The sequence below is a fragment of the Methylobacterium sp. BI1 genome (assembly GCF_056680125.1).
This window is the reverse complement of sequence record NZ_CM155267.1, coordinates 3,622,474-3,639,944: the sequence shown is the minus strand read 5'-3', so window position 1 is coordinate 3,639,944 and position 17,471 is coordinate 3,622,474. Positions and strand designations below refer to the sequence as shown.

General features: G+C 68.7%; 16 protein-coding genes, 2 tRNA genes and 1 pseudogene. 6 read left to right on the top strand and 13 right to left on the bottom strand.

The window, feature by feature from the left end; all coding sequences use genetic code 11:
• Positions 1-14: 14 nt before the first annotated feature.
• Positions 15-2,678, top strand: a complete 2,664-nt coding sequence (gene alaS, locus AC1MGR_RS17200) for an alanine--tRNA ligase (protein WP_480232350.1) — start codon at positions 15-17, stop codon at positions 2,676-2,678.
• Between the two features lie 48 nt (positions 2,679-2,726).
• Here alaS and AC1MGR_RS17195 read toward each other — a convergent pair whose 3' ends face one another.
• From AC1MGR_RS17195 to AC1MGR_RS17175, 5 genes are all read right to left on the bottom strand, one after another.
• Complete coding sequence (locus AC1MGR_RS17195) at positions 2,727-3,155, bottom strand: DUF2147 domain-containing protein (RefSeq protein WP_480232349.1); 429 nt, start codon at positions 3,153-3,155, stop codon at positions 2,727-2,729.
• A 98-nt stretch (positions 3,156-3,253) separates the two neighbouring features.
• Positions 3,254-3,808, bottom strand: coding sequence for a hypothetical protein (locus AC1MGR_RS17190; RefSeq protein ID WP_480232348.1), 555 nt, complete (start codon positions 3,806-3,808; stop codon positions 3,254-3,256).
• A 144-nt stretch (positions 3,809-3,952) separates the two neighbouring features.
• A tRNA-Ala gene (locus AC1MGR_RS17185) sits at positions 3,953-4,028 on the bottom strand.
• 246 nt (positions 4,029-4,274) lie between these two features.
• A tRNA-Ala gene (locus tag AC1MGR_RS17180) sits at positions 4,275-4,350 on the bottom strand.
• A 168-nt stretch (positions 4,351-4,518) separates the two neighbouring features.
• On the bottom strand, positions 4,519-4,911 hold the full coding sequence (locus AC1MGR_RS17175; RefSeq protein WP_108037397.1) for a TIGR02300 family protein: 393 nt from the start codon (positions 4,909-4,911) through the stop codon (positions 4,519-4,521).
• 256 nt (positions 4,912-5,167) lie between these two features.
• Here AC1MGR_RS17175 and aroA point away from each other — a divergent pair, with 256 nt between their 5' ends.
• Entirely contained in the window at positions 5,168-6,517 is a 1,350-nt protein-coding gene (aroA, locus tag AC1MGR_RS17170; RefSeq protein WP_480232347.1) for a 3-phosphoshikimate 1-carboxyvinyltransferase, read from the top strand.
• 5 nt (positions 6,518-6,522) lie between these two features.
• Positions 6,523-7,155, top strand: a complete 633-nt coding sequence (gene cmk / locus AC1MGR_RS17165) for a (d)CMP kinase (RefSeq protein WP_480234825.1) — start codon at positions 6,523-6,525, stop codon at positions 7,153-7,155.
• A 104-nt stretch (positions 7,156-7,259) separates the two neighbouring features.
• Here cmk and gltA read toward each other — a convergent pair whose 3' ends face one another.
• Positions 7,260-8,549, bottom strand: coding sequence for a citrate synthase (gene gltA / locus AC1MGR_RS17160; RefSeq protein WP_108037393.1), 1,290 nt, complete (start codon positions 8,547-8,549; stop codon positions 7,260-7,262).
• Between the two features lie 249 nt (positions 8,550-8,798).
• Positions 8,799-10,220 (bottom strand): glutamate--tRNA ligase, encoded by a 1,422-nt coding sequence (gene gltX / locus AC1MGR_RS17155; RefSeq protein WP_108037391.1) that lies wholly within the window; start codon positions 10,218-10,220, stop codon positions 8,799-8,801.
• A gap of 166 nt (positions 10,221-10,386) precedes the next feature.
• Between gltX and AC1MGR_RS17150 the strand changes: the two are divergent.
• Positions 10,387-11,256: pseudogene (locus AC1MGR_RS17150) on the top strand (DUF4131 domain-containing protein); the annotation flags it as partial.
• 252 nt (positions 11,257-11,508) lie between these two features.
• Here the strand turns inward: AC1MGR_RS17150 and AC1MGR_RS17145 are convergent.
• Together AC1MGR_RS17145 and AC1MGR_RS17140 are read right to left on the bottom strand one after the other, a co-directional pair.
• The gene (locus AC1MGR_RS17145; protein ID WP_480232346.1) at positions 11,509-12,798 is read right to left on the bottom strand and encodes a Y-family DNA polymerase; all 1,290 of its coding nucleotides are present in this window, start codon (positions 12,796-12,798) and stop codon (positions 11,509-11,511) included.
• Entirely contained in the window at positions 12,795-13,223 is a 429-nt protein-coding gene (locus AC1MGR_RS17140) for a LexA family protein (protein ID WP_480232345.1), read from the bottom strand. The genes AC1MGR_RS17145 and AC1MGR_RS17140 overlap by 4 nt, the downstream gene beginning before the upstream one ends.
• Before the next feature lie 325 nt (positions 13,224-13,548).
• On the opposite strand from AC1MGR_RS17140, the gene AC1MGR_RS17135 reads away from it, so the two are divergent.
• Together AC1MGR_RS17135 and AC1MGR_RS17130 are read left to right on the top strand one after the other, a co-directional pair.
• Positions 13,549-13,794 (top strand): DUF6894 family protein, encoded by a 246-nt coding sequence (locus tag AC1MGR_RS17135; RefSeq protein WP_480232344.1) that lies wholly within the window; start codon positions 13,549-13,551, stop codon positions 13,792-13,794.
• Positions 13,795-13,913: 119 nt separating this feature from the next.
• Positions 13,914-14,657, top strand: a complete 744-nt coding sequence (locus AC1MGR_RS17130; RefSeq protein ID WP_480232343.1) for a Crp/Fnr family transcriptional regulator — start codon at positions 13,914-13,916, stop codon at positions 14,655-14,657.
• Here AC1MGR_RS17130 and AC1MGR_RS17125 read toward each other — a convergent pair.
• From AC1MGR_RS17125 to AC1MGR_RS17110, 4 genes are all read right to left on the bottom strand, one after another.
• Entirely contained in the window at positions 14,632-14,907 is a 276-nt protein-coding gene (locus AC1MGR_RS17125; protein WP_056379116.1) for a DUF6894 family protein, read from the bottom strand. The genes AC1MGR_RS17130 and AC1MGR_RS17125 overlap by 26 nt on opposite strands.
• A 109-nt stretch (positions 14,908-15,016) precedes the next feature.
• On the bottom strand, positions 15,017-15,445 hold the full coding sequence (locus AC1MGR_RS17120) for a response regulator (RefSeq protein ID WP_200930223.1): 429 nt from the start codon (positions 15,443-15,445) through the stop codon (positions 15,017-15,019).
• Positions 15,446-15,487: 42 nt separating this feature from the next.
• Complete coding sequence (locus AC1MGR_RS17115) at positions 15,488-16,957, bottom strand: PAS domain S-box protein (RefSeq protein WP_480232342.1); 1,470 nt, start codon at positions 16,955-16,957, stop codon at positions 15,488-15,490.
• A gap of 144 nt (positions 16,958-17,101) precedes the next feature.
• Complete coding sequence (locus AC1MGR_RS17110) at positions 17,102-17,272, bottom strand: hypothetical protein (RefSeq protein ID WP_480232341.1); 171 nt, start codon at positions 17,270-17,272, stop codon at positions 17,102-17,104.
• Positions 17,273-17,471: the final 199 nt, after the last annotated feature.

Genomic DNA, 17,471 nt, shown 5'->3' with positions numbered 1-17,471 from the left:
AGAGTTGTGATGCGATGAGCGGCGTCAACGAGATCCGGTCGACCTTCCTCGACTACTTCGCAGCAGCGGGCCACGAAGTGGTGCCGTCCTCGTCGCTGGTGCCGCGCAACGACCCGACGCTGATGTTCACCAATGCCGGCATGGTGCAGTTCAAGAACGTCTTCACCGGCGTCGAGAAGCGCCCCTACGACCGCGCCACCACGGCGCAGAAATGCGTCCGCGCCGGCGGCAAGCACAACGACCTCGACAATGTCGGCTACACCGCCCGGCACCACACCTTCTTCGAGATGCTCGGCAACTTCTCCTTCGGCGACTACTTCAAGCCGCGGGCGATCGAGCTGGCCTGGAACCTGATCACCAAGGAGTTCGGCCTGTCGAAGGACCGGCTGCTGGTGACCGTCTATGCCGACGACGACGAGGCCGCCGGCCTCTGGCGCAAGATCGCGGGCTTCTCGGACGACCGCATCATCCGCATCGGCACCTCCGACAATTTCTGGCAGATGGGCGATACCGGCCCCTGCGGCCCGTGCTCCGAGATCTTCATCGACCAGGGCCCGACGCTCCAGGGGGGACCGCCCGGTTCGCCCGAAGAGGACGGCGACCGCTTCCTCGAGTTCTGGAACCTCGTGTTCATGCAGTACGAGCAGGTGGAGCCGGGCAACCGCCTCGCCCTGCCGCGCCCCTCCATCGACACCGGCATGGGCCTGGAGCGCATGGCGGCGATCCTCCAGGGCGTGAAGAGCAACTACGACACCGATCTCTTCCGCGCCCTCATCGACGCCGTCAGCCACGCGGTCGGTCGCCCGCCGGAGCCCGGCAACGTCGCGTCCTACCGGGTCATCGCCGACCACCTGCGCGCCGCCTCGTTCCTCGTGGCCGACGGCGTGCTGCCCGGCAACGAGGGCCGCGGCTACGTCCTGCGCCGCATCATGCGCCGCGCCATGCGCCACGCCGAACTCCTCGGCTCGCGCGAACCGATGATGTACCGCCTCGTGCCGACGCTCCTGCGCGAGATGGGCCAGGCCTATCCGGAACTGACCCGCGCGGAGGGGCTCATCGGCGAGACCCTGCGCCTGGAGGAGACCCGCTTCCGCCGCACCCTGGAGCGCGGGCTCGCGATCCTCGACGCCGAGAGCCGCGACCTGAGCACCGGCCAGAACCTCTCGGGCGAGACGGCCTTCACCCTCTACGACACCTACGGCTTCCCCCTCGACCTGACGCAGGACGCCCTGAAGGCGCGCGGCATCGGCGTCGATACGGACGCCTTCGGCCAGGCCATGGAGCGTCAGCGCAAGGCCGCCCGCGCCGCCTGGACGGGGTCGGGCGAGGCCGCCACCGAGACGGTCTGGTACGGCCTCAAGGAGCGCGTCGGTGCCACCGAGTTCCTCGGCTACGAGACCGAGAGCGCCGAGGGCATCGTCACCGCCCTGCTGCGCGACGGCGCCGAAACCGAGAGCCTGCAGGCGGGCGAGACCGGCCTCGTCCTGGTCAACCAGACCCCGTTCTACGGCGAGTCCGGCGGACAGGTCGGCGATACCGGCACCCTGTCGGCGACCGGCCTCAAGGCCCGGGTCACCGCCACCGAGAAGAAGCTCGGCGATCTCTTCGTCCACCACGTCACGGTCGAGGATGGCACGCTGTCGCTGAACCAGGCCGTTGAACTCGCCGTCGACCATGGCCGTCGCTCGGCGATCCGCGCCAACCACTCGGCGACGCACCTGCTGCACGAGGCCCTGCGCCAGGTGCTCGGCGACCACGTCGCCCAGAAGGGCTCGCTGGTCTCTCCCGACCGCCTGCGCTTCGACTTCAGCCACCCGAAGCCCATGGACGAGGCCGAGATCCGCGCCGTCGAGGATATCGCCAACGCGGTGCTGCTGCAGAATACGCCGGTGGTCACCAAGCTGATGGCCGTGGACGAGGCGATCGAGTCCGGCGCCCGCGCCCTGTTCGGCGAGAAGTACGGCGACGAGGTCCGCGTCGTCTCGATGGGCGACCCGATCACGGGCGAGGGCGGCCGCACCAAGGCGTTCTCGGTGGAGCTCTGCGGCGGCACCCATGCCCGACGCACCGGCGAGATCGGCCAGGTCTCGGTGGTGGCCGAGAGCGCCGTCGGCGCCGGCGTGCGCCGTATCGAGGCCCTGACCGCCGATGCCGCACGGCGCCACCGTGCCGAGGAGAGCCGGACGCTGGCCCAGATCGCCGGGCTGCTGAAGGCCGCCGCAGCCGACGTTCCGGACCGCCTCGCGGCCCTTATCGAGGATCGCCGCCGCCTCGAGCGCGACCTCACCGACGCGCGCAAGAAGATCGCCATGGGCGGAGCGGGCTCGGGGGGCGACGACGGCATCGCCGAGATCGCGGGCGTGAAGGTCATGGCCCGGGTGGTCGAGGGCGTCGAGATGCGCGACCTCAAGAGCTTGGCCGACGAGGGCAAGACCCGCCTGGGCTCCGGCATCGTCGCCATCGTGGGCGTCGCCCCCGACGGCAAGGCCGGCCTCGTGGTGGGCGTCACCCCGGATCTCACCGAGCGCTACGACGCCGTGGCCCTGGTCCGGGCCGGCGCGGGGCATCTCGGCGGCAAGGGCGGCGGCGGGCGCCGCGACATGGCCCAGGCCGGCGGTCCGGAGGGTGCGGGGGCCCAGGCCGCCATCGACGCCATCCGCGCCGCCCTCACGGCCTGATGCCTCACGCGCCCGCCCCTCGGCTTCGGCCCGAGGGGCGGCGCGCGCTCATTTCACGCGCTTCCAGGTCTGGCTCTTGCAGAACACGCTCATCACGCAGCCCGAGACCTCGACGACGTCGGGCCCCTTGATGGTCATGGTCCCTGCGTAGGTCTTGCCGTCGTTGGGGTTGTAGAGCGTTCCCTCGTAGCCGCTCGCCCCGGCCGTGCGGGTATTCATGATCTGCACGCCGACGAGGCTGCGGGAACGCAGGGCGGGATCGGGGTTCTTGGCGTCGAGCCCCGGGCCGGCGACGCTCGCCAGCGTCCCGCAATAGCCGTCGCCGCAGCGGCTGATCCGCACCTTCGAGGCGCCGGTCTCGGTCAGCCACAGGCCCGAGGCGTCCCGACCCTGCTGCGCCGAGACCGCGCCGCCCAGCAGAAGCACGATCGCCCCTGCGCCGCCCGCCCTCCGCAACGCCCGTCCCGTGATCGCCATGTCGGAAGTCCTTGCCCTGTGCGTTCGTCGGGCGAGGGGCATAGCCTGCGACGTCCGCACTGGCCAGACCTTCGGTCGGTCATGAGGCTGGCGCGATTTCAGGGACGCACCAGGACGGCCCCGGTATAGACCTCGCCGACCTCGCAGAGAGGCAGGCCGTCCGCCCGCAGCAGGAGCGCCTCGATCGCGAAGAGCGGCTCCGCGCGCCCGGCCGTGGCCGGACGGTCCCCCGCGGGTAGGAGGCGCAGGGACAGGGTCCGGCGCGTGGGCGACAGGTCGTGCACGACCCGGCCGAAGGGCACCTCGCTGGTCTCCAGCAAGCGGTTCATCGCAGGCGTCAGGCGCGACGGGACGTACCAGTTCTCCGCCTCCGACAGGACGAGATCGCCGCAGGTCAGGCGGACCCGGCGGTAGCGCACCGGCGCCTCGCGCGGCACGGAGAGGCGCTCCCGCTGCACCGGGCTCGCCGGCCGCTCCGGTCCCTGGACCGCATGGGCGATGAGGCCTGGGACCTCGGCGAGCCCTCGGGCGCGACACCAGTCCTCCAGGACCGCCGTGGCACTCGGGCCGGCGCTCAGGCGGTCACACAGGTCCTTCAGAAGCGTGGCCGCAGCCGGGATCGTGACCGGGTCGCTGGGGAGGGACGTCGCCATGAACACCGAACCACGCCCAATTCACCTGCACCGCGCGCCGTCGTGGCCGCCGCACGTGCCCACACCGCACCGCCATACGCAGCACGTGCGGAAAGGTCTACGTCGATGTCGGAGAGGGATGCCGGCAAGGGCCGAAAGGAAGTTTGGTGGAGCCTAACGGGATCGAACCGATGACCTCTTCCATGCCATGGAAGCGCTCTCCCAGCTGAGCTAAGGCCCCACTCTCAACACCCTGGGGTCTGGATCACCCGGGGTGGTGGTCCGCAGCGGCGTGGCGTGAGCCGCACCGGCGATGGCGGTGACATACTGGGATCGGGCCGCCGCCTCAACCCCTATTTCGCGGTCCGGACGATTTCCTGACGGATCGCGATCCGACGGCGCAGCGGAGGCCGAACGCCGAAAACCGCACGACGCGGATGCATCGGGCGGAACCAGGCGTGCAGCGATTTCTGAACCGAGCGAGAGTTGGTGGAGCCTAACGGGATCGAACCGATGACCTCTTCCATGCCATGGAAGCGCTCTCCCAGCTGAGCTAAGGCCCCACTCTCAACACCCCGAAATCTGGAAGGCTCGGGGTGGTCTTCGTCGGCGGGTGTGTCGCCCGCCGCCGATAGCGGTCATGTACTGGGGCTTGTCCGCGGCCTCAACCCCCTTTGTGCCCCGCCGGCAAACTTTTTTGCCGGCGGGTGGGCGGAGAGGGCGGCCGGGCGTCAGCTCTCCTCGTCGTTCTCGATATCGCCGTCGATGAGGTCGGCCACGTCGTCGTCGCCGGTGTCCTCTTCCTCCAGGAAGGTGTCGTCCGTATCGTCGTTACTGTCGCCGTCGACGTCCTCGGTCGTCGTATCCGCGTCGTCCTCGGCGGCTTCGACCTCGTCGAGGGACACGATCTCCGGACCGCCCTTCTCGGCATCCGTATCCTCGTCGTCATCCGCGGGGGCGGCGTTGGCACGGGCCGCGAGGGCCGGAGCGGCACGGCTGGAGGCTGCCGCGACCTGATAGATCGTTCCGCATTTCGGGCAGGTCGGCGGGTCGTTGTCGAGGTCGTAGAACTTGGCGCCGCAGCTCATGCATTGACGCTTCAAGCCGAGTTCCGGTCTGGCCACGGGCGAACCTCTAGTACGTGCGATCTTTTGGGAGAGGCGCCCCGTTAGTCGCGTGGGACGCTCCTGTCAAATTCTGTTGCGGATGACGTGCGTTCCGGGTCCACCTTCGGCGTTCCAGGGGCGTTTTCCGGGCGGGACGGACCGAGATGCGCGCCCCTCGGATGACGGCGGCGGCGACGCATGTTAACCGGCGCCCTGATCGGCGCGCCTGCCATGCTCGCAGGCGCCCCTGCGCCCAGCTGAAAAGTCGACGCCCGTGTCCCATGATTCCCAGCCGCACCCCCTGACCGCCCATGCGGGCCTGCCCCTCCAGGGCAGCCTGCGGCCTCCGGGGGACAAGTCCATCTCGCACCGCGCGATGATTCTCGGATTGCTCAGCATCGGCGAGACCAATGTCGAGGGCCTTCTCGAGGGCGACGACGTTTTGCGCACCGCGGCCGCCGCCAAGGCCCTCGGGGCCGACGTGGAGCGGGTGGGCGAGGGGCGCTGGCGCCTGCGCGGCGTCGGGATCGGCGGGCTGAGCGATCCCGAGGACATGCTCGACTTCGGCAATGCCGGCACCGGCTCGCGGCTGATGATGGGCGTCGTCGGCGGGCAGCCCGTCACCGCGACCTTCGACGGCGATGCCTCCCTGCGCAAGCGGCCGATGCGCCGCATCCTGGATCCGCTGGTGCGGATGGGGACCGAGGTGGTGAGCGAGGAGGAGGGTGGCCGCGTGCCCCTGACCCTGCGCGGCCCCCGCGAGGCGATCCCGATCACCTACGAGACGCCCGTGGCCTCGGCCCAGATCAAATCGGCCGTGCTGCTGGCTGCCCTGAACGCCCCCGGAACCACGACGGTGATCGAGGCCGCGGCCACCCGCGATCACACCGAGCGGATGCTGCGCCTGTTCGGCGCAGAGGTGACGGTGACCCCCCACGGCCCCGACGGACACGGGCGGACGATCACGCTCACGGGGCAGCCCAGGCTGCGGGGCACCAAGGTGATCGTGCCCGCCGATCCCTCGTCGGCGGCCTTCCCCCTGGTGGCGGCGCTGATCGTGCCGGGCTCCGAGGTGACGCTGGAAGGCGTCATGATGAATCCCCTGCGGATCGGCCTCATCACCACCCTGATCGAGATGGGCGCCGACATCGAGCGCCTGCGCGAGCGGGAGGAGGGCGGCGAGACCGTCGCCGACCTGCGCGTGCGGGCGAGCCGCCTCAAGGGCGTCGACGTCCCCCCGGAGCGCGCGCCGGCGATGATCGACGAGTACCCGGTGCTCGCCGTGGCCGCCGCCTTCGCGGAGGGCACCACGCGGATGCGAGGCCTGCACGAACTGCGGGTGAAGGAATCCGACCGCCTCGCGGCCGTGGCGGACGGACTCAGCGCCAACGGCGTCGCCTACCTCGTCGAGGGTGACGATCTCGTCGTTCACGGCACCGGCGAGCCGGCCCGGGGCGGCGGCACGGTGGCGACCCACCTCGACCACCGCATCGCCATGGCGTTCCTGGTGATGGGCCTCGCCACCCGGGAGCCGGTGACGGTCGACGACGGCGCGATGATCGCCACGAGCTTCCCGAGCTTCCTGCCGACGATGCAGGGTCTCGGCGGCCGGATCGAGGGGTGAGCGCGATGCCGATGGTGATCGCGATCGACGGCCCCGCCGCCTCCGGCAAGGGCACCCTCGCCAAGCGGCTGGCCGCCCATTACGGCCTGCCGCACCTCGATACCGGACTGCTCTACCGGGCCGTCGCCCTGACGGTGATCGATTCCGGCCACAGCCTCGACGATCATCAGGCCGCGGCGCGGGCAGCCTCCAGCCTGATCGCAGACCGGCTCGCCGATCCGCGCCTGCGCGAGCGCGCCATGGGCGAGGCGGCCTCCCGCATCTCGGCGGTGCCCGCCGTGCGGGCCGCCCTCCTGGCCTGGCAACAGCGCTTCGCCGGCGATGCCAGCGGCGCGGTGCTCGATGGGCGCGATATCGGGACCGTGGTCTGCCCCAACGCGCAGGTGAAGCTCTTCATCACGGCAGCACCGGAGGAGCGCGCCCGGCGCCGCCACCTCGAATTGCTGCGGCGCGGGGAATCGGCGAGCCTCGGCGCCATTCTCGACGATATCGTCGCCCGGGATGCGCGGGACGCGCAGCGGTCCACGGCGCCGCTGAAGGCGGCGGCCGACGCCGTCATTCTCGATACCACCGAACTCGACCCCGACGAGGCCTTCGCGGCCGCCCGGGCCATCGTCGACCGCGCGCGCCCGCACTAGGCGGGCGGCGCCGCGGGTCGCCGCACGTTTCGCGACGGACGAACAAGTCGCGACGGACGGACGAACGCCGCGCCGGAGGGTCTCCGGCGCGGCGCGGGGTCGGATCAGGCGCGCTGATCGATCGGGGTGTATTCGCGCTTGTCGGGACCGATGTAGAGCTGGCGCGGACGGCCGATCTTCTGCGAGGGGTCCTCGATCATCTCGGCCCACTGGGCGATCCAGCCGGTGGTGCGGGCCAGGGCGAACAGCACCGTGAACATCGAGGTCGGGAAGCCCATCGCCTTCAGGGTGATGCCCGAGTAGAAATCGATGTTCGGATACAGCTTCTTCTCGATGAAGTAGTCGTCCTTGAGGGCGATCTGCTCCAGCTGCACCGCGACCTCGAGCAGCGGGTCGTCCTTGATCCCGAGCTGGCCCAGCACCTCGTGGGTGGTCTTCTGCATGATGCGCGCGCGCGGATCGTAGTTCTTGTAGACGCGGTGGCCGAAGCCCATCAGGCGGAAGGGGTCGTTCTTGTCCTTGGCCTTGGCCACGTACTTGGCCACGTTCTCCGGATGCCCGATCTCCTCGAGCATCTTCAGGGCCGCCTCGTTGGCGCCGCCATGGGCGGGTCCCCAGAGGCAGGCGATGCCGGCCGCGATGCAGGCGAAGGGATTGGCCCCCGAGGAGCCCGCCAGACGCACGGTCGAAGTCGAGGCGTTCTGCTCGTGATCGGCGTGGAGGATGAAAATCCGGTCGAGCGCGCGCGCGAAGATCGGGTTGACCTTGAACTCCTCGCACGGAACCGCAAAGCACATCCGCAGGAAGTTCGAGGTATAGTCGAGATCGTTCTTGGGATACACGAACGGCTGGCCGATCGAATACTTGTAGGCCATCGCCGCCAGGGTAGGCATCTTGGCGATCATCCGCATCGACGCGACCATGCGCTGCTGGTCGTCCGAGATGTCGGTGGAGTCGTGATAGAAGGCCGAGAGCGCGCCGACGCAGGCGACCATGATCGCCATCGGGTGCGCGTCGCGGCGGAACCCCTGGAAGAAGCGGTTCATCTGGTCATGCACCATGGTGTGGCGCGTGATCCGGTAGTCGAAATCCGCCTTCTGGGCCGGGGTCGGCAACTCGCCGAACAGCATCAGGTAGCAGGTTTCGAGGAAGTCGCCGTGCTCGGCGATCTGCTCGATGGGGTAGCCACGATAGAGGAGAACGCCCGCATCGCCGTCGATGTAGGTGATCTTCGACTCGCAGGAGGCGGTGGAGGTGAAGCCGGGATCGAAGGTAAACTTGCCCGTCTTCGCGTAGAGCTTGCCGATATCGATCACGTCCGGCCCGATGGTGCCGGTCTTGATCGGAAGTTCGACGTGGTTGTCGCCCACGGTGATCGTGCTGGAGGCGCTCATGGAGACCTGGACCCTTTCGTGGCAGCGGGGCGGCGTCGGCCCGCGTGGCGATGCAATCGACCACCCGGGTCCGGGGTGCAAAGGCAGCGCATGCTGCACTTGCTCACACGAGCATGGGGGTAGCGGATCGGCGGACCGTCATCAACCGACGGCCCGGCTCACCTCGACGTCGAAGCGAAATCCGGGCCGATTTGTCATTCTTCCACCCTGACCGGGGAGACGAACCGGCATTTTGGTGCAGTGCGGTGGTCAGCCGATCTGATCGCCGAGCCGGCCGAGGCACTCCTCCCGGCCGAGCACGGCCATCACGTCGAAGACCGGCGGTGAGGTCGCGCGGCCGGTGAGCGCCGCCCGGAGGGGCTGCGCGATCTGGCCGAGCTTCAGGCCATTCGCCTCGGCGAACTGTCGGACGGCGCCCTCGGTGGCGGCGGCGGTCCACGCGGGCAACGCCTCGAGGGCCGGCAGGAGGGCCGCGAGGCGACCCCGGGCCTCCTCGCCGAGCAGACCCTTCGCCTTCTCGTCGGGCACGAGGGGTCGGGACGCGGTGAGATAGTAGGCGCTGTCCAGGAGCTCGACGAGAGTCTTGGCCCGCTCCTTCAGGCCGGGCATCGCGGCGGTGAGGGTCTCGCGCAGAGCCGGGCTCATGGGCACCGCGATCCCCCGTGCCGGACCGAGCGCCGGCAACACGTCGTCGATCGCCGCCACGAGGTCCGCATCGGCCGCGCCGCGGATGTAGAGGCCGTTGAGGTTTTCCAGCTTCGCGAAGTCGAAGCGTGCGGGCGATCGTCCGATGGCCTTCAGGTCGAAGGCGGCGATCATCTCCTCCGTGGAGAACACCTCCTGATCCCCGTGGCTCCAGCCCAGGCGCACGAGGTAGTTGCGCAGGGCGCTCGGCAGGTAGCCGAGGTCGCGGTAGGCATCGACGCCCAGGGCCCCGTGGCGCTTCGACAGCTTGGCGCCGTCCGCCCCGTGGATCAGCGGGATATGCGCCATGGCCGGCGCCGCCCAGCCGAGCGCGTCGTAGATCTGGCGCTGCCGCGCCGCGTTGGTCAGGTGGTCGTCGCCGCGGATGACCTGGGTGACACCCATGTCGTGGTCGTCCACCACGACGGCGAGCATGTAGGTCGGGTTGCCGTCCGAACGCAGCAGGACGAGGTCGTCGAGATCCTTGTTCTGCCAGACGACCCGTCCCTGCACGCCGTCCTCGACCACGGTCTCGCCATCGGTCGGTGCGCGCAGGCGAATCACCGGCTTGACGCCGGCGGGCGCCTCGGACGGGTCGCGGTCGCGCCAGCGGCCGTCGTAGCGCAGGGGGCGTCCCTCCGCCCGCGCAGCCTCGCGCATCGCCGTCAGTTCGTCGGGCGTCGCGTAGCAGCGATAGGCATTGCCGGAGGCCAGCAGGCCCTCGGCGGCTTCGCGATGGCGGGCGGCGCGGGCGTACTGGTAGATGACGTCGCCGTCCCAATCGAGCCCCAGCCAGCGCATGCCGTCCAGGATCGCGTCGATGGCGCCCTGCGTCGAGCGTTCACGATCGGTGTCCTCGATGCGCAGCAGCATGCGGCCGCCGAATCGGCGGGCATAGAGCCAGTTGAACAGGGCCGTGCGAGCCCCGCCGATGTGAAGGTAGCCCGTGGGCGAGGGCGCGAAACGCGTGACGACGGCTGACGACATCAATCTGGACTTGAGTGGCTCGTGATACGGGCGGGAAGCGGATCGACCGGCCCGGAACCGCGCGTGTAGCATGCGCGCGGGCATGCGTTAAGAAATCGTCCTGTTCCAAAGCGCGCAGGGCGGATCACCGGCCTCGGGTCACGGGCGCAACCCTGGAGGTCTCGCGATGGCGCAGGCGCGTGCGGCGGCGGCGATGGGGCGCATCACGCGCCACCTCGCGGCGCGTCGACCGAGCGCCGGGTCGATCCGCGACTGGCTCCGTGCCGGATGGAACCGTGAGATCGAGCAGCGTCGGCTCTTCGCCTGGCTCGCCGTGGCGTTCGGATGCGGCATCCTCGCGTACTTCCTCGGTACGCAGGGGACACCGTCCCTCCTGGCGCCGCTCTTCGCTGCCGCTTTGCTCGCCGCGACGACGCCGTTCCTCGTTGCGCGCCCGTTCGGTCTGGCCCTGGTGCTCGCGGTCATCGCGGCCCTCCTGGGCTTCGCGGCGGGCGCCGCGCGGGTCCGCTGGGTCGACGCACCGATCCTCGCCCGCACCACGATCGGTCCCATGGTCGGCACCATCGAAGGGCTGGACGAGCGAGAGGCGGGGGCACGCCTGATCATCCGCGTCGAGAGCTTCGCCAATCTCGGCGTCGAGGTCCGCCCGGTCCGGGTGCGCGTCTCCTACCGGAAGGCGAACACCTTGAAGCCGGGCGACCGCATCGCCGCAACGGCGCGCCTGCTCCCGCCCCCCGAGGCGGCCCGCCCCGGAGGCTACGACTTCGCCCGGGATGCCTTCTTCCGTGGGATCGGCGCAGTGGGGTCCCTCGTCGGCAAGGTCGAGTTGCGGCCTCCAGCAGAGATTGCGGACTGGGAGATTCGCCTCGCGGCCGCCGTCGACACGGCGCGAAATGCCCTCACGCGCCGCATCACCGATGCCAATGGCGGGCAGGCCGGAGCGGTGGCGGCCGCCCTGGTGACGGGCAAGCGCGGGCTGATCAGCGCCGAGACCAACGACATCCTGCGTGCCGCCGGCATCTATCACGTCGTCACGTGGTTGCGGATTGGCTTGCACAGATCCGTCGTGCCGGTCGTAGGCATCCAGTGATGGGAATCCGAGGTGAAGAAAGTTTGGGTCATTGAAGCCTCTCGCGTTGGCGGAGGCTGGGCACGAGGCGTCGCTCTCCGGGGTCAGTCGTTCGGAAGCAGCGGCATGCGTTTCATGGTTAATGATTCCTTCGGGTGGCCGTGATCGCCTGGACTTTGGTCAGAGGCAAGTCCTTGCCCCTGGCGTCCACAATGCCAGTCAGGCCGCCAGGACGACCGGGATCTCGTCGACCCTGGTGGTGTAGCGCGGCGAGCGCATCTCGAACTTGGTCGACCATTCGCGCTTGGGCGCGAACCCCGCGGCGGCCGGAACGACGGCCCCGCGCCCGAAGCGGCGATTGCAGGCGTCGAGCGCCTCCATCAGGGCCGCCCCCATCTCGCGGTCGAGCTGGCCCAGCCCCGGCATTGCCCGTTGCGAGGTCGCAAGCGGCGTCAGGTCGGTGGTGACCACGCCAGCCTTGGAATAGCGAAACCCGTCCCGCCAGGTCTTGCGGACGCCATGCGTCGCCGCCTTCACCAGCGCCAGGGTGTCGTTCGTCGCCTCGGGCAGGCTCACCACCGTCGAGACCGAGCGCTGCGGCCGGCCCCGGTCGTGCTCCGACGTATGGAAGAAGACGGTGACGTGGTTCGTCGCCAGGCCCTCGCGCCGGAGTTTCTCGCCGAGCCTGGACGCGTGCGTGGCAACGGCTTCCTCCATCGTCACCCGGTCCTCGACCCGGTTCGAGAACGACCGGGTCACGGCGCAGCCCTTCCGCGTCGGTGCCACCGTTTCCAGGTCGAGGCAGGGCGTGCCCCTGAGCTCGTGCACCATACGCTCGCCCACCACCGTCATCGCCTTGCGAGCCACGCGCGGGTCTAAGTCGCGCACGTCGGCGACGCTGTCGCATCCGAGCGCCTGGAGCCGCCGTGCCGAGGCCGCCCCGATCCCCCAGAGGTCCTCCAGCGGGATGCGCACCATCCAGTGGTCGTACTGGACCGGGTCGGTCAGGTCGCACACGTCCCCGAGCTCGGGCACCTTCTTGGCGATGTGATTGGCGAGCTTGGAAAGTGTCTTGGTCGGGCCAATGCCGACACAGGTCGGGATGCCCGTCCAGGCGCGCACGGTCTCCCGCATGTCCCGGCACAGGGTCTCGCGGTCGGACGGGCGCACGTCCGAGATGTCCAAAAAGCTCTCGTCGATGGAGTAGATCTCGATGCGTGGCGAGAAGCCCCGGTAGATATCATTCACCCGGGCCGACATGTCTCCGTAGAGGGCATAATTCGACGAGTAGACCCGCACGCCTTTCGCCTTGCACATGTCCCGGATCTTGAACCAGGGCTCGCCCATGCCGATGCCGAGCGCCTTGGCCTCCGAGGTTCTGGCAATCGCGCAGCCGTCGTTGTTGGACAGCACGATCACGGGCACCTTGGCGAGCCGGGCGTCGAACACCCGCTCGCACGAGCAGTAGAAGCTGTTGCCGTCCGAGAGGGCGTAGGCCCGGGCGCTCATTCCCCGCGGCGCCTTGGGTTCACCGAGCCCGAGACCACGCCCCAAACCTCGATGACGGCATCGGGCGAGAGCCGGAACTCCGGGAAGCGCGGGTTGGCGAAGTGAAGGGTGATTCGCGGCCCCTGCCGCTTCCAGATCTTGAACGAGCGCTCGCCGTCGATGTCCACCACCACGATGTCGCCGTTGCGCGGGGTCAGCGAGCGGTCGACCACGGCCAGATCCCCGTCGAACAGGCGCGCGAGGATCATGCTGTCACCCGAAACCCGCACCACGAAGGTCGCCGGACGGTTCGCGATCAGCAGGCGCTGAAGGTCGATCTCCTCCTCGATGAAGTCGTCCGCCGGGCTCGGGAAGCCCGCCCGCACCGCCTTTGCCAGAATGGGAACCGGCATGGGCATGCCGATGACGACGTCGATGACCTGCATGCGCCTGCTCCGCGAATCCACGAACAAAACATGAACACGCAGGGCGGGTTCCGTACAAGCGGCCACGCTTGAGCCGGCTCGTGGCGCTGTGGATCCCTGGGGAGAACCGAACATTTTCCTTGCGTTAGAGGGAAGGGTTCGGACGGCCATCGGCAGCCATGTCCTGGGACGGCATCGCCCCGGTTTCGAAGGAACGCCGGCGGGGCCAACGCCCCGGGTGCAATTCCACGAGAACCGTATAGAACCGTACCATCGCGGCCCGATCCTTGGCTCTCCGCGCCTGTGAGACCGCGTGTGCTCCCGCCCGCTGCGTGTGGAGACCGGCATGGCCCGCTATTTCTTCGACATCCATGACGGCTCGTTCCGGCTCGACGAGGACGGCTTGGAATGCGCGGACTTCGATGCCGTCCGCCGCGAGGCAAAGCGCGCCCTTCCTGCCATCGCGGGGGAGATACTCCCCGAGGACGGCGACCACCTCACCCTGACCGTCCGCGTCCGGAACGAGAGGCACGAGACCGTCTACACGGCGACGCTGATGTTCAACGGCCTGATTGTCCCGAGCCAGGAATAATCACTGATCTCGCTTTCGTGATGCCTGTATCATCGAACGCAATTTCGAATAAAATCCTTTCTGAGACGCGCCTGGACATTGTGTCGAGAGGTTCGCGCCAACGGGAGCATTGAGCGGCCTTGGACGAACGCTCGGTGCAGACGAGGCCGAACCCTGCCATCCGGAAGCTGGAACGCTTGGTCGTCCTATCCGCCGCGGACAGGGAATGGCTGGGACGCGTCGAGGCCGAAGCACGGCCCGTCGGCGCCAGGACGGATTTGATTGTCGAGGGGAGCGATCCGGACGGCGCCATCCTCATCCTTGAGGGCATCGCCTGTCGCTACAAGCAGCGCTCCAACGGCCGGCGTCAGATCACGGCGTACCTGCTGCCAGGGGATTTGAGCGATCTCGACGCGGTCTTCCAGGACCGGATGCCACATGGCGTCTCAACGATCACGCCCTGCCGGATCGCGCGCCTGTCGCCCAGGGTCCTGAATGAGACGATCTACCAATCGCAGGCTCTGTCCCAGGCCGCGCGAATGCTGTCGCTCATCGAGGAAGCCACCTACGGCGAGTGGTTGCTCAACCTCGGCTGCCGGTCCGGCGTTGAGCGCCTCGCCCATCTGATCTGTGAGCTCTTCCATCGCCTCCGCGCAGTCGGGCTCACGAACGGCAACAGCTTTTCCCTGCCCGTCACGCAGGTCGATCTGGCCCACACGCTCGGTCTGTCCGGCGTCCATACCAACCGCTCGCTGCAGGAGCTTCGTCATCAGCGCATCATCCGGCTCGCCGAGCGTCGCCTCACGATCCTCGACCTACCGAGGCTGACGTCCATCGCCGAGTTCGACCCGACCTACCTCAACCTCGCTCCCGAGGGCGGCTGACAGGGTCGATGGATGTCGGGTGCCACGTGCCGGTAACCGTCACCGTCGCCGTGTAGGCGACATGCCCATTCGCATCCCGGATGGACGCACGCAACGTCTGCTCGTCCCCCTTGGACAGCGCCTCCCTGGCGACCTCGCCCAGGGTCCTCAGCGCCTCGCGCCGACCGGTCTCAAGGCCCTCCAACTCGACGCCCTCCTCATCGTCGATGCGTGAGGTTCCGTTCTGGAAATCGAAGTAGAATCGGGGCATCGCATGTCGCTCGGAATGGTTCTTCGGCCGGGATCTTAGCCCTGCACGTCCGACGCAATCCGTCCCTGTCGTAGATCAAGTTCGGCGGCTTGTGTCGGATGGAACACCGTCAGTGGCTGGACGCCTGCTTCTCCCTCAGGGGCGCAGGCTTCCGCTCGTCGGGCATGATCCGCTGCAGATGTGCATGGACGATCTCCGCGCTGAAGGGCTTTTCGATAAAGCAGGCGGTGTCCGGCAGCTCGCCCGGACCCGGCCGGTCATGGCCCGAGGCCACCACCACGCTGATGTGCGGGTGGTCCGCCGCGGCTCGGCGTGCCAGCGCGAACCCGTTGTGGGTGCCTTGAAGCCCGACGGCCGTAAACAGCAGGTTCAACTCGTGGCCGTGCCGCTGCAGGACCTGCATGGCCATATCGGCCGTCGCGACGTCGAGGACCCGGAAGCCCGCCTGCTCAAGGATGTCCGCGGCGTCCATCCGCACGAGGATGTTCCCCTCGACCACGAGGGCAAACGGCGGCAGGGAGGCAGGGGAGGCGTCCATGGATGCGATACGTCCGAACCGACAAAAAGCTCCCGCCGTCGCTCAGTCCCGCGTGATCTCCGGCAGCGGCGCCTCGGCCGTGAACACGACACCGCGCGGCCGATACTCGATCTCCGCCTTGCCGCCGATCTCTCGGGCCAGGGCCCGCTCGATCATTCGAGAGCCGAAGCCTGTTCGCGTCGGGGGCGAGACCCGGGGGCCGCCTACCTCCTGCCACTGGAACCAAAGCCGGTCCGGATTGGAGCCGTCCACGACGTCCCAGCTCACGATGACGCGTCCATCGTCCGATGAGAGGGACCCGTACTTGACGGAGTTCGTCGCGAGTTCGTGGATCGCGAGGCTGAAGGCCAGGGCGACGCGCGGCGCGAGGCGCAGGATCGGGCCGCCGATCTTGAAGCGGTGGTCCTGCTCGACGCCGAACGGGTGCAGGGCCGCGATGACCACCTCCGTCAGGGTCGCCCACTCGCCGCTGCCGCGGGCCAGCATCTCCGTGGCGGCCGACAACGACCGCAGCCGGGCCTCCATCGCGACCCCGGCCTCTTCCAGCGAGGCCGCCCCCCGCAGCGTCTGCCGGGCGATGGACTGCACCGTCGCCAGGGTGTTCTGGATGCGGTGGCTGAGTTCGCCCGCCAGGAGGTCGCGGTGCTCCTCTGCCCGCTTGCGGTCCGTGATGTCGAGGCTGATGCCGGCGATGCTCAGGGGCGTCCCGTCCGCCCGGTACGAGGCCTGCCCGCGGAACTGCAGCCAACGGGTCTCGCCATGAGGGGTGATGACCCGGATCTCGACGTCATAATCCGAATGCCCGGCGATGGCCGCGTCTCGGGCCGCGAGCTTCCTCGGGAGGTCCTCCGGATGGATGGCCGCGAGCATCTCCTCGTAGGTCAGCGTATCGTTCGGCGAGCGCCCGAGGTTCTCCTTGAACCCATCCGACGAGATCAGGCGCATGACGCCGAGGTCGAGGGTCCAGGCTCCGAGGCGGCCGGCCTTCAGGGTGAACCGGAGGCGCTCCTCGCTCTGCAGCAGTTCCAGGGACCGGCGCGCGGCCTCGGCTTCGAGCGCATCCCGGTCCTTCTTCAGGAGCACGAGCCGCTCCTTTTCGAGGGTCACGTCGTACTGCGAGGCGAAGAAGTAGGTGAGCTCGCCGTCGGGCGCGAAGACGGGCGAGACGAGGAGGCGGTTCCAGAAGGCCGTGCCGTCCTTGCGCCGGTTCTTCAGGTCGATCTCGATGGTCACGCGCCGCTCGATGGCGTCCCGCACCCGCGCGACGTCCCCGCGGTCCGTCTCGGGGCCCTGAAGGAAGCGGCAATTGCGGCCGAGGATCTCGTCGCGCGCGTAGCCCGTCAGTTTCACGAAAGCGTCGTTCACGTAGACGATGGGATTGTCGGGCAGCCGCGGGTCGGTGATGACCATCGGCATGCGCGTCGCGCGGACGGCGGCGGCGAAGGGGTCGGAGCCGACGACGGTGCTGGTGATCTCGGCGTCGATCCGGGCGCCGTCCTCAGTGTCGTTCAAGCTTCGCCAATCCCGTTGATCGGAATCGTTCTAGTGAACAATCCAGATCAGTCCAGGGGTAAGGAAGTCACATTGGGGTTCGGCGCATCGTTGGTGGAGCAAGGCGTTCCATCTCACGCGAACGTCATCGCGGCTGGCGCCCATTCAACGCAAGGCGATGAAGCTTCGGACCTCTCGCAGGGCCGTGAGGGCATCCATCTCGCCCCACAAGGCCTGGATGGCCTCGGACGCATCGTACCCCGTCCGAGAAAGGATGCGGACCGTGGCGGCCTGGGCGGAGGAGGACGCCTCGGCCTCGGCGATGCAGGCGCTCAACTCCGTCAGGCACGCTGCCCGGTCAAACCCTGGTCGTGAGGGTATCCTGATGGGCATGGTCGCCTCCCGGCACACGATGTGGTCGACTGCATCCGGAGCCGACGCAAGTACAACGTATGAAACTATACAATGGTCCGTTCCCGCATGATTAAACCACGTCCTCGATCCGGAACGAGAGCGTATTGACGGAACGGGCATC

Coding starts and splice junctions, on each gene's coding strand:
- alaS (WP_480232350.1), top strand. CDS start 15: ATGAGCGGCGTCAACGAGATCCGGTCGACCTTCCTCGACTACTTCGCA.
- AC1MGR_RS17195 (WP_480232349.1), bottom strand. CDS start 3,155: ATGGCGATCACGGGACGGGCGTTGCGGAGGGCGGGCGGCGCAGGGGCG.
- AC1MGR_RS17190 (WP_480232348.1), bottom strand. CDS start 3,808: ATGGCGACGTCCCTCCCCAGCGACCCGGTCACGATCCCGGCTGCGGCC.
- cmk (WP_480234825.1), top strand. CDS start 6,523: ATGCCGATGGTGATCGCGATCGACGGCCCCGCCGCCTCCGGCAAGGGC.
- gltA (WP_108037393.1), bottom strand. CDS start 8,549: ATGAGCGCCTCCAGCACGATCACCGTGGGCGACAACCACGTCGAACTT.
- gltX (WP_108037391.1), bottom strand. CDS start 10,220: ATGTCGTCAGCCGTCGTCACGCGTTTCGCGCCCTCGCCCACGGGCTAC.
- AC1MGR_RS17145 (WP_480232346.1), bottom strand. CDS start 12,798: ATGAGCGCCCGGGCCTACGCCCTCTCGGACGGCAACAGCTTCTACTGC.
- AC1MGR_RS17140 (WP_480232345.1), bottom strand. CDS start 13,223: ATGCAGGTCATCGACGTCGTCATCGGCATGCCCATGCCGGTTCCCATT.
- AC1MGR_RS17135 (WP_480232344.1), top strand. CDS start 13,549: ATGGCCCGCTATTTCTTCGACATCCATGACGGCTCGTTCCGGCTCGAC.
- AC1MGR_RS17125 (WP_056379116.1), bottom strand. CDS start 14,907: ATGCCCCGATTCTACTTCGATTTCCAGAACGGAACCTCACGCATCGAC.
- AC1MGR_RS17120 (WP_200930223.1), bottom strand. CDS start 15,445: ATGGACGCCTCCCCTGCCTCCCTGCCGCCGTTTGCCCTCGTGGTCGAG.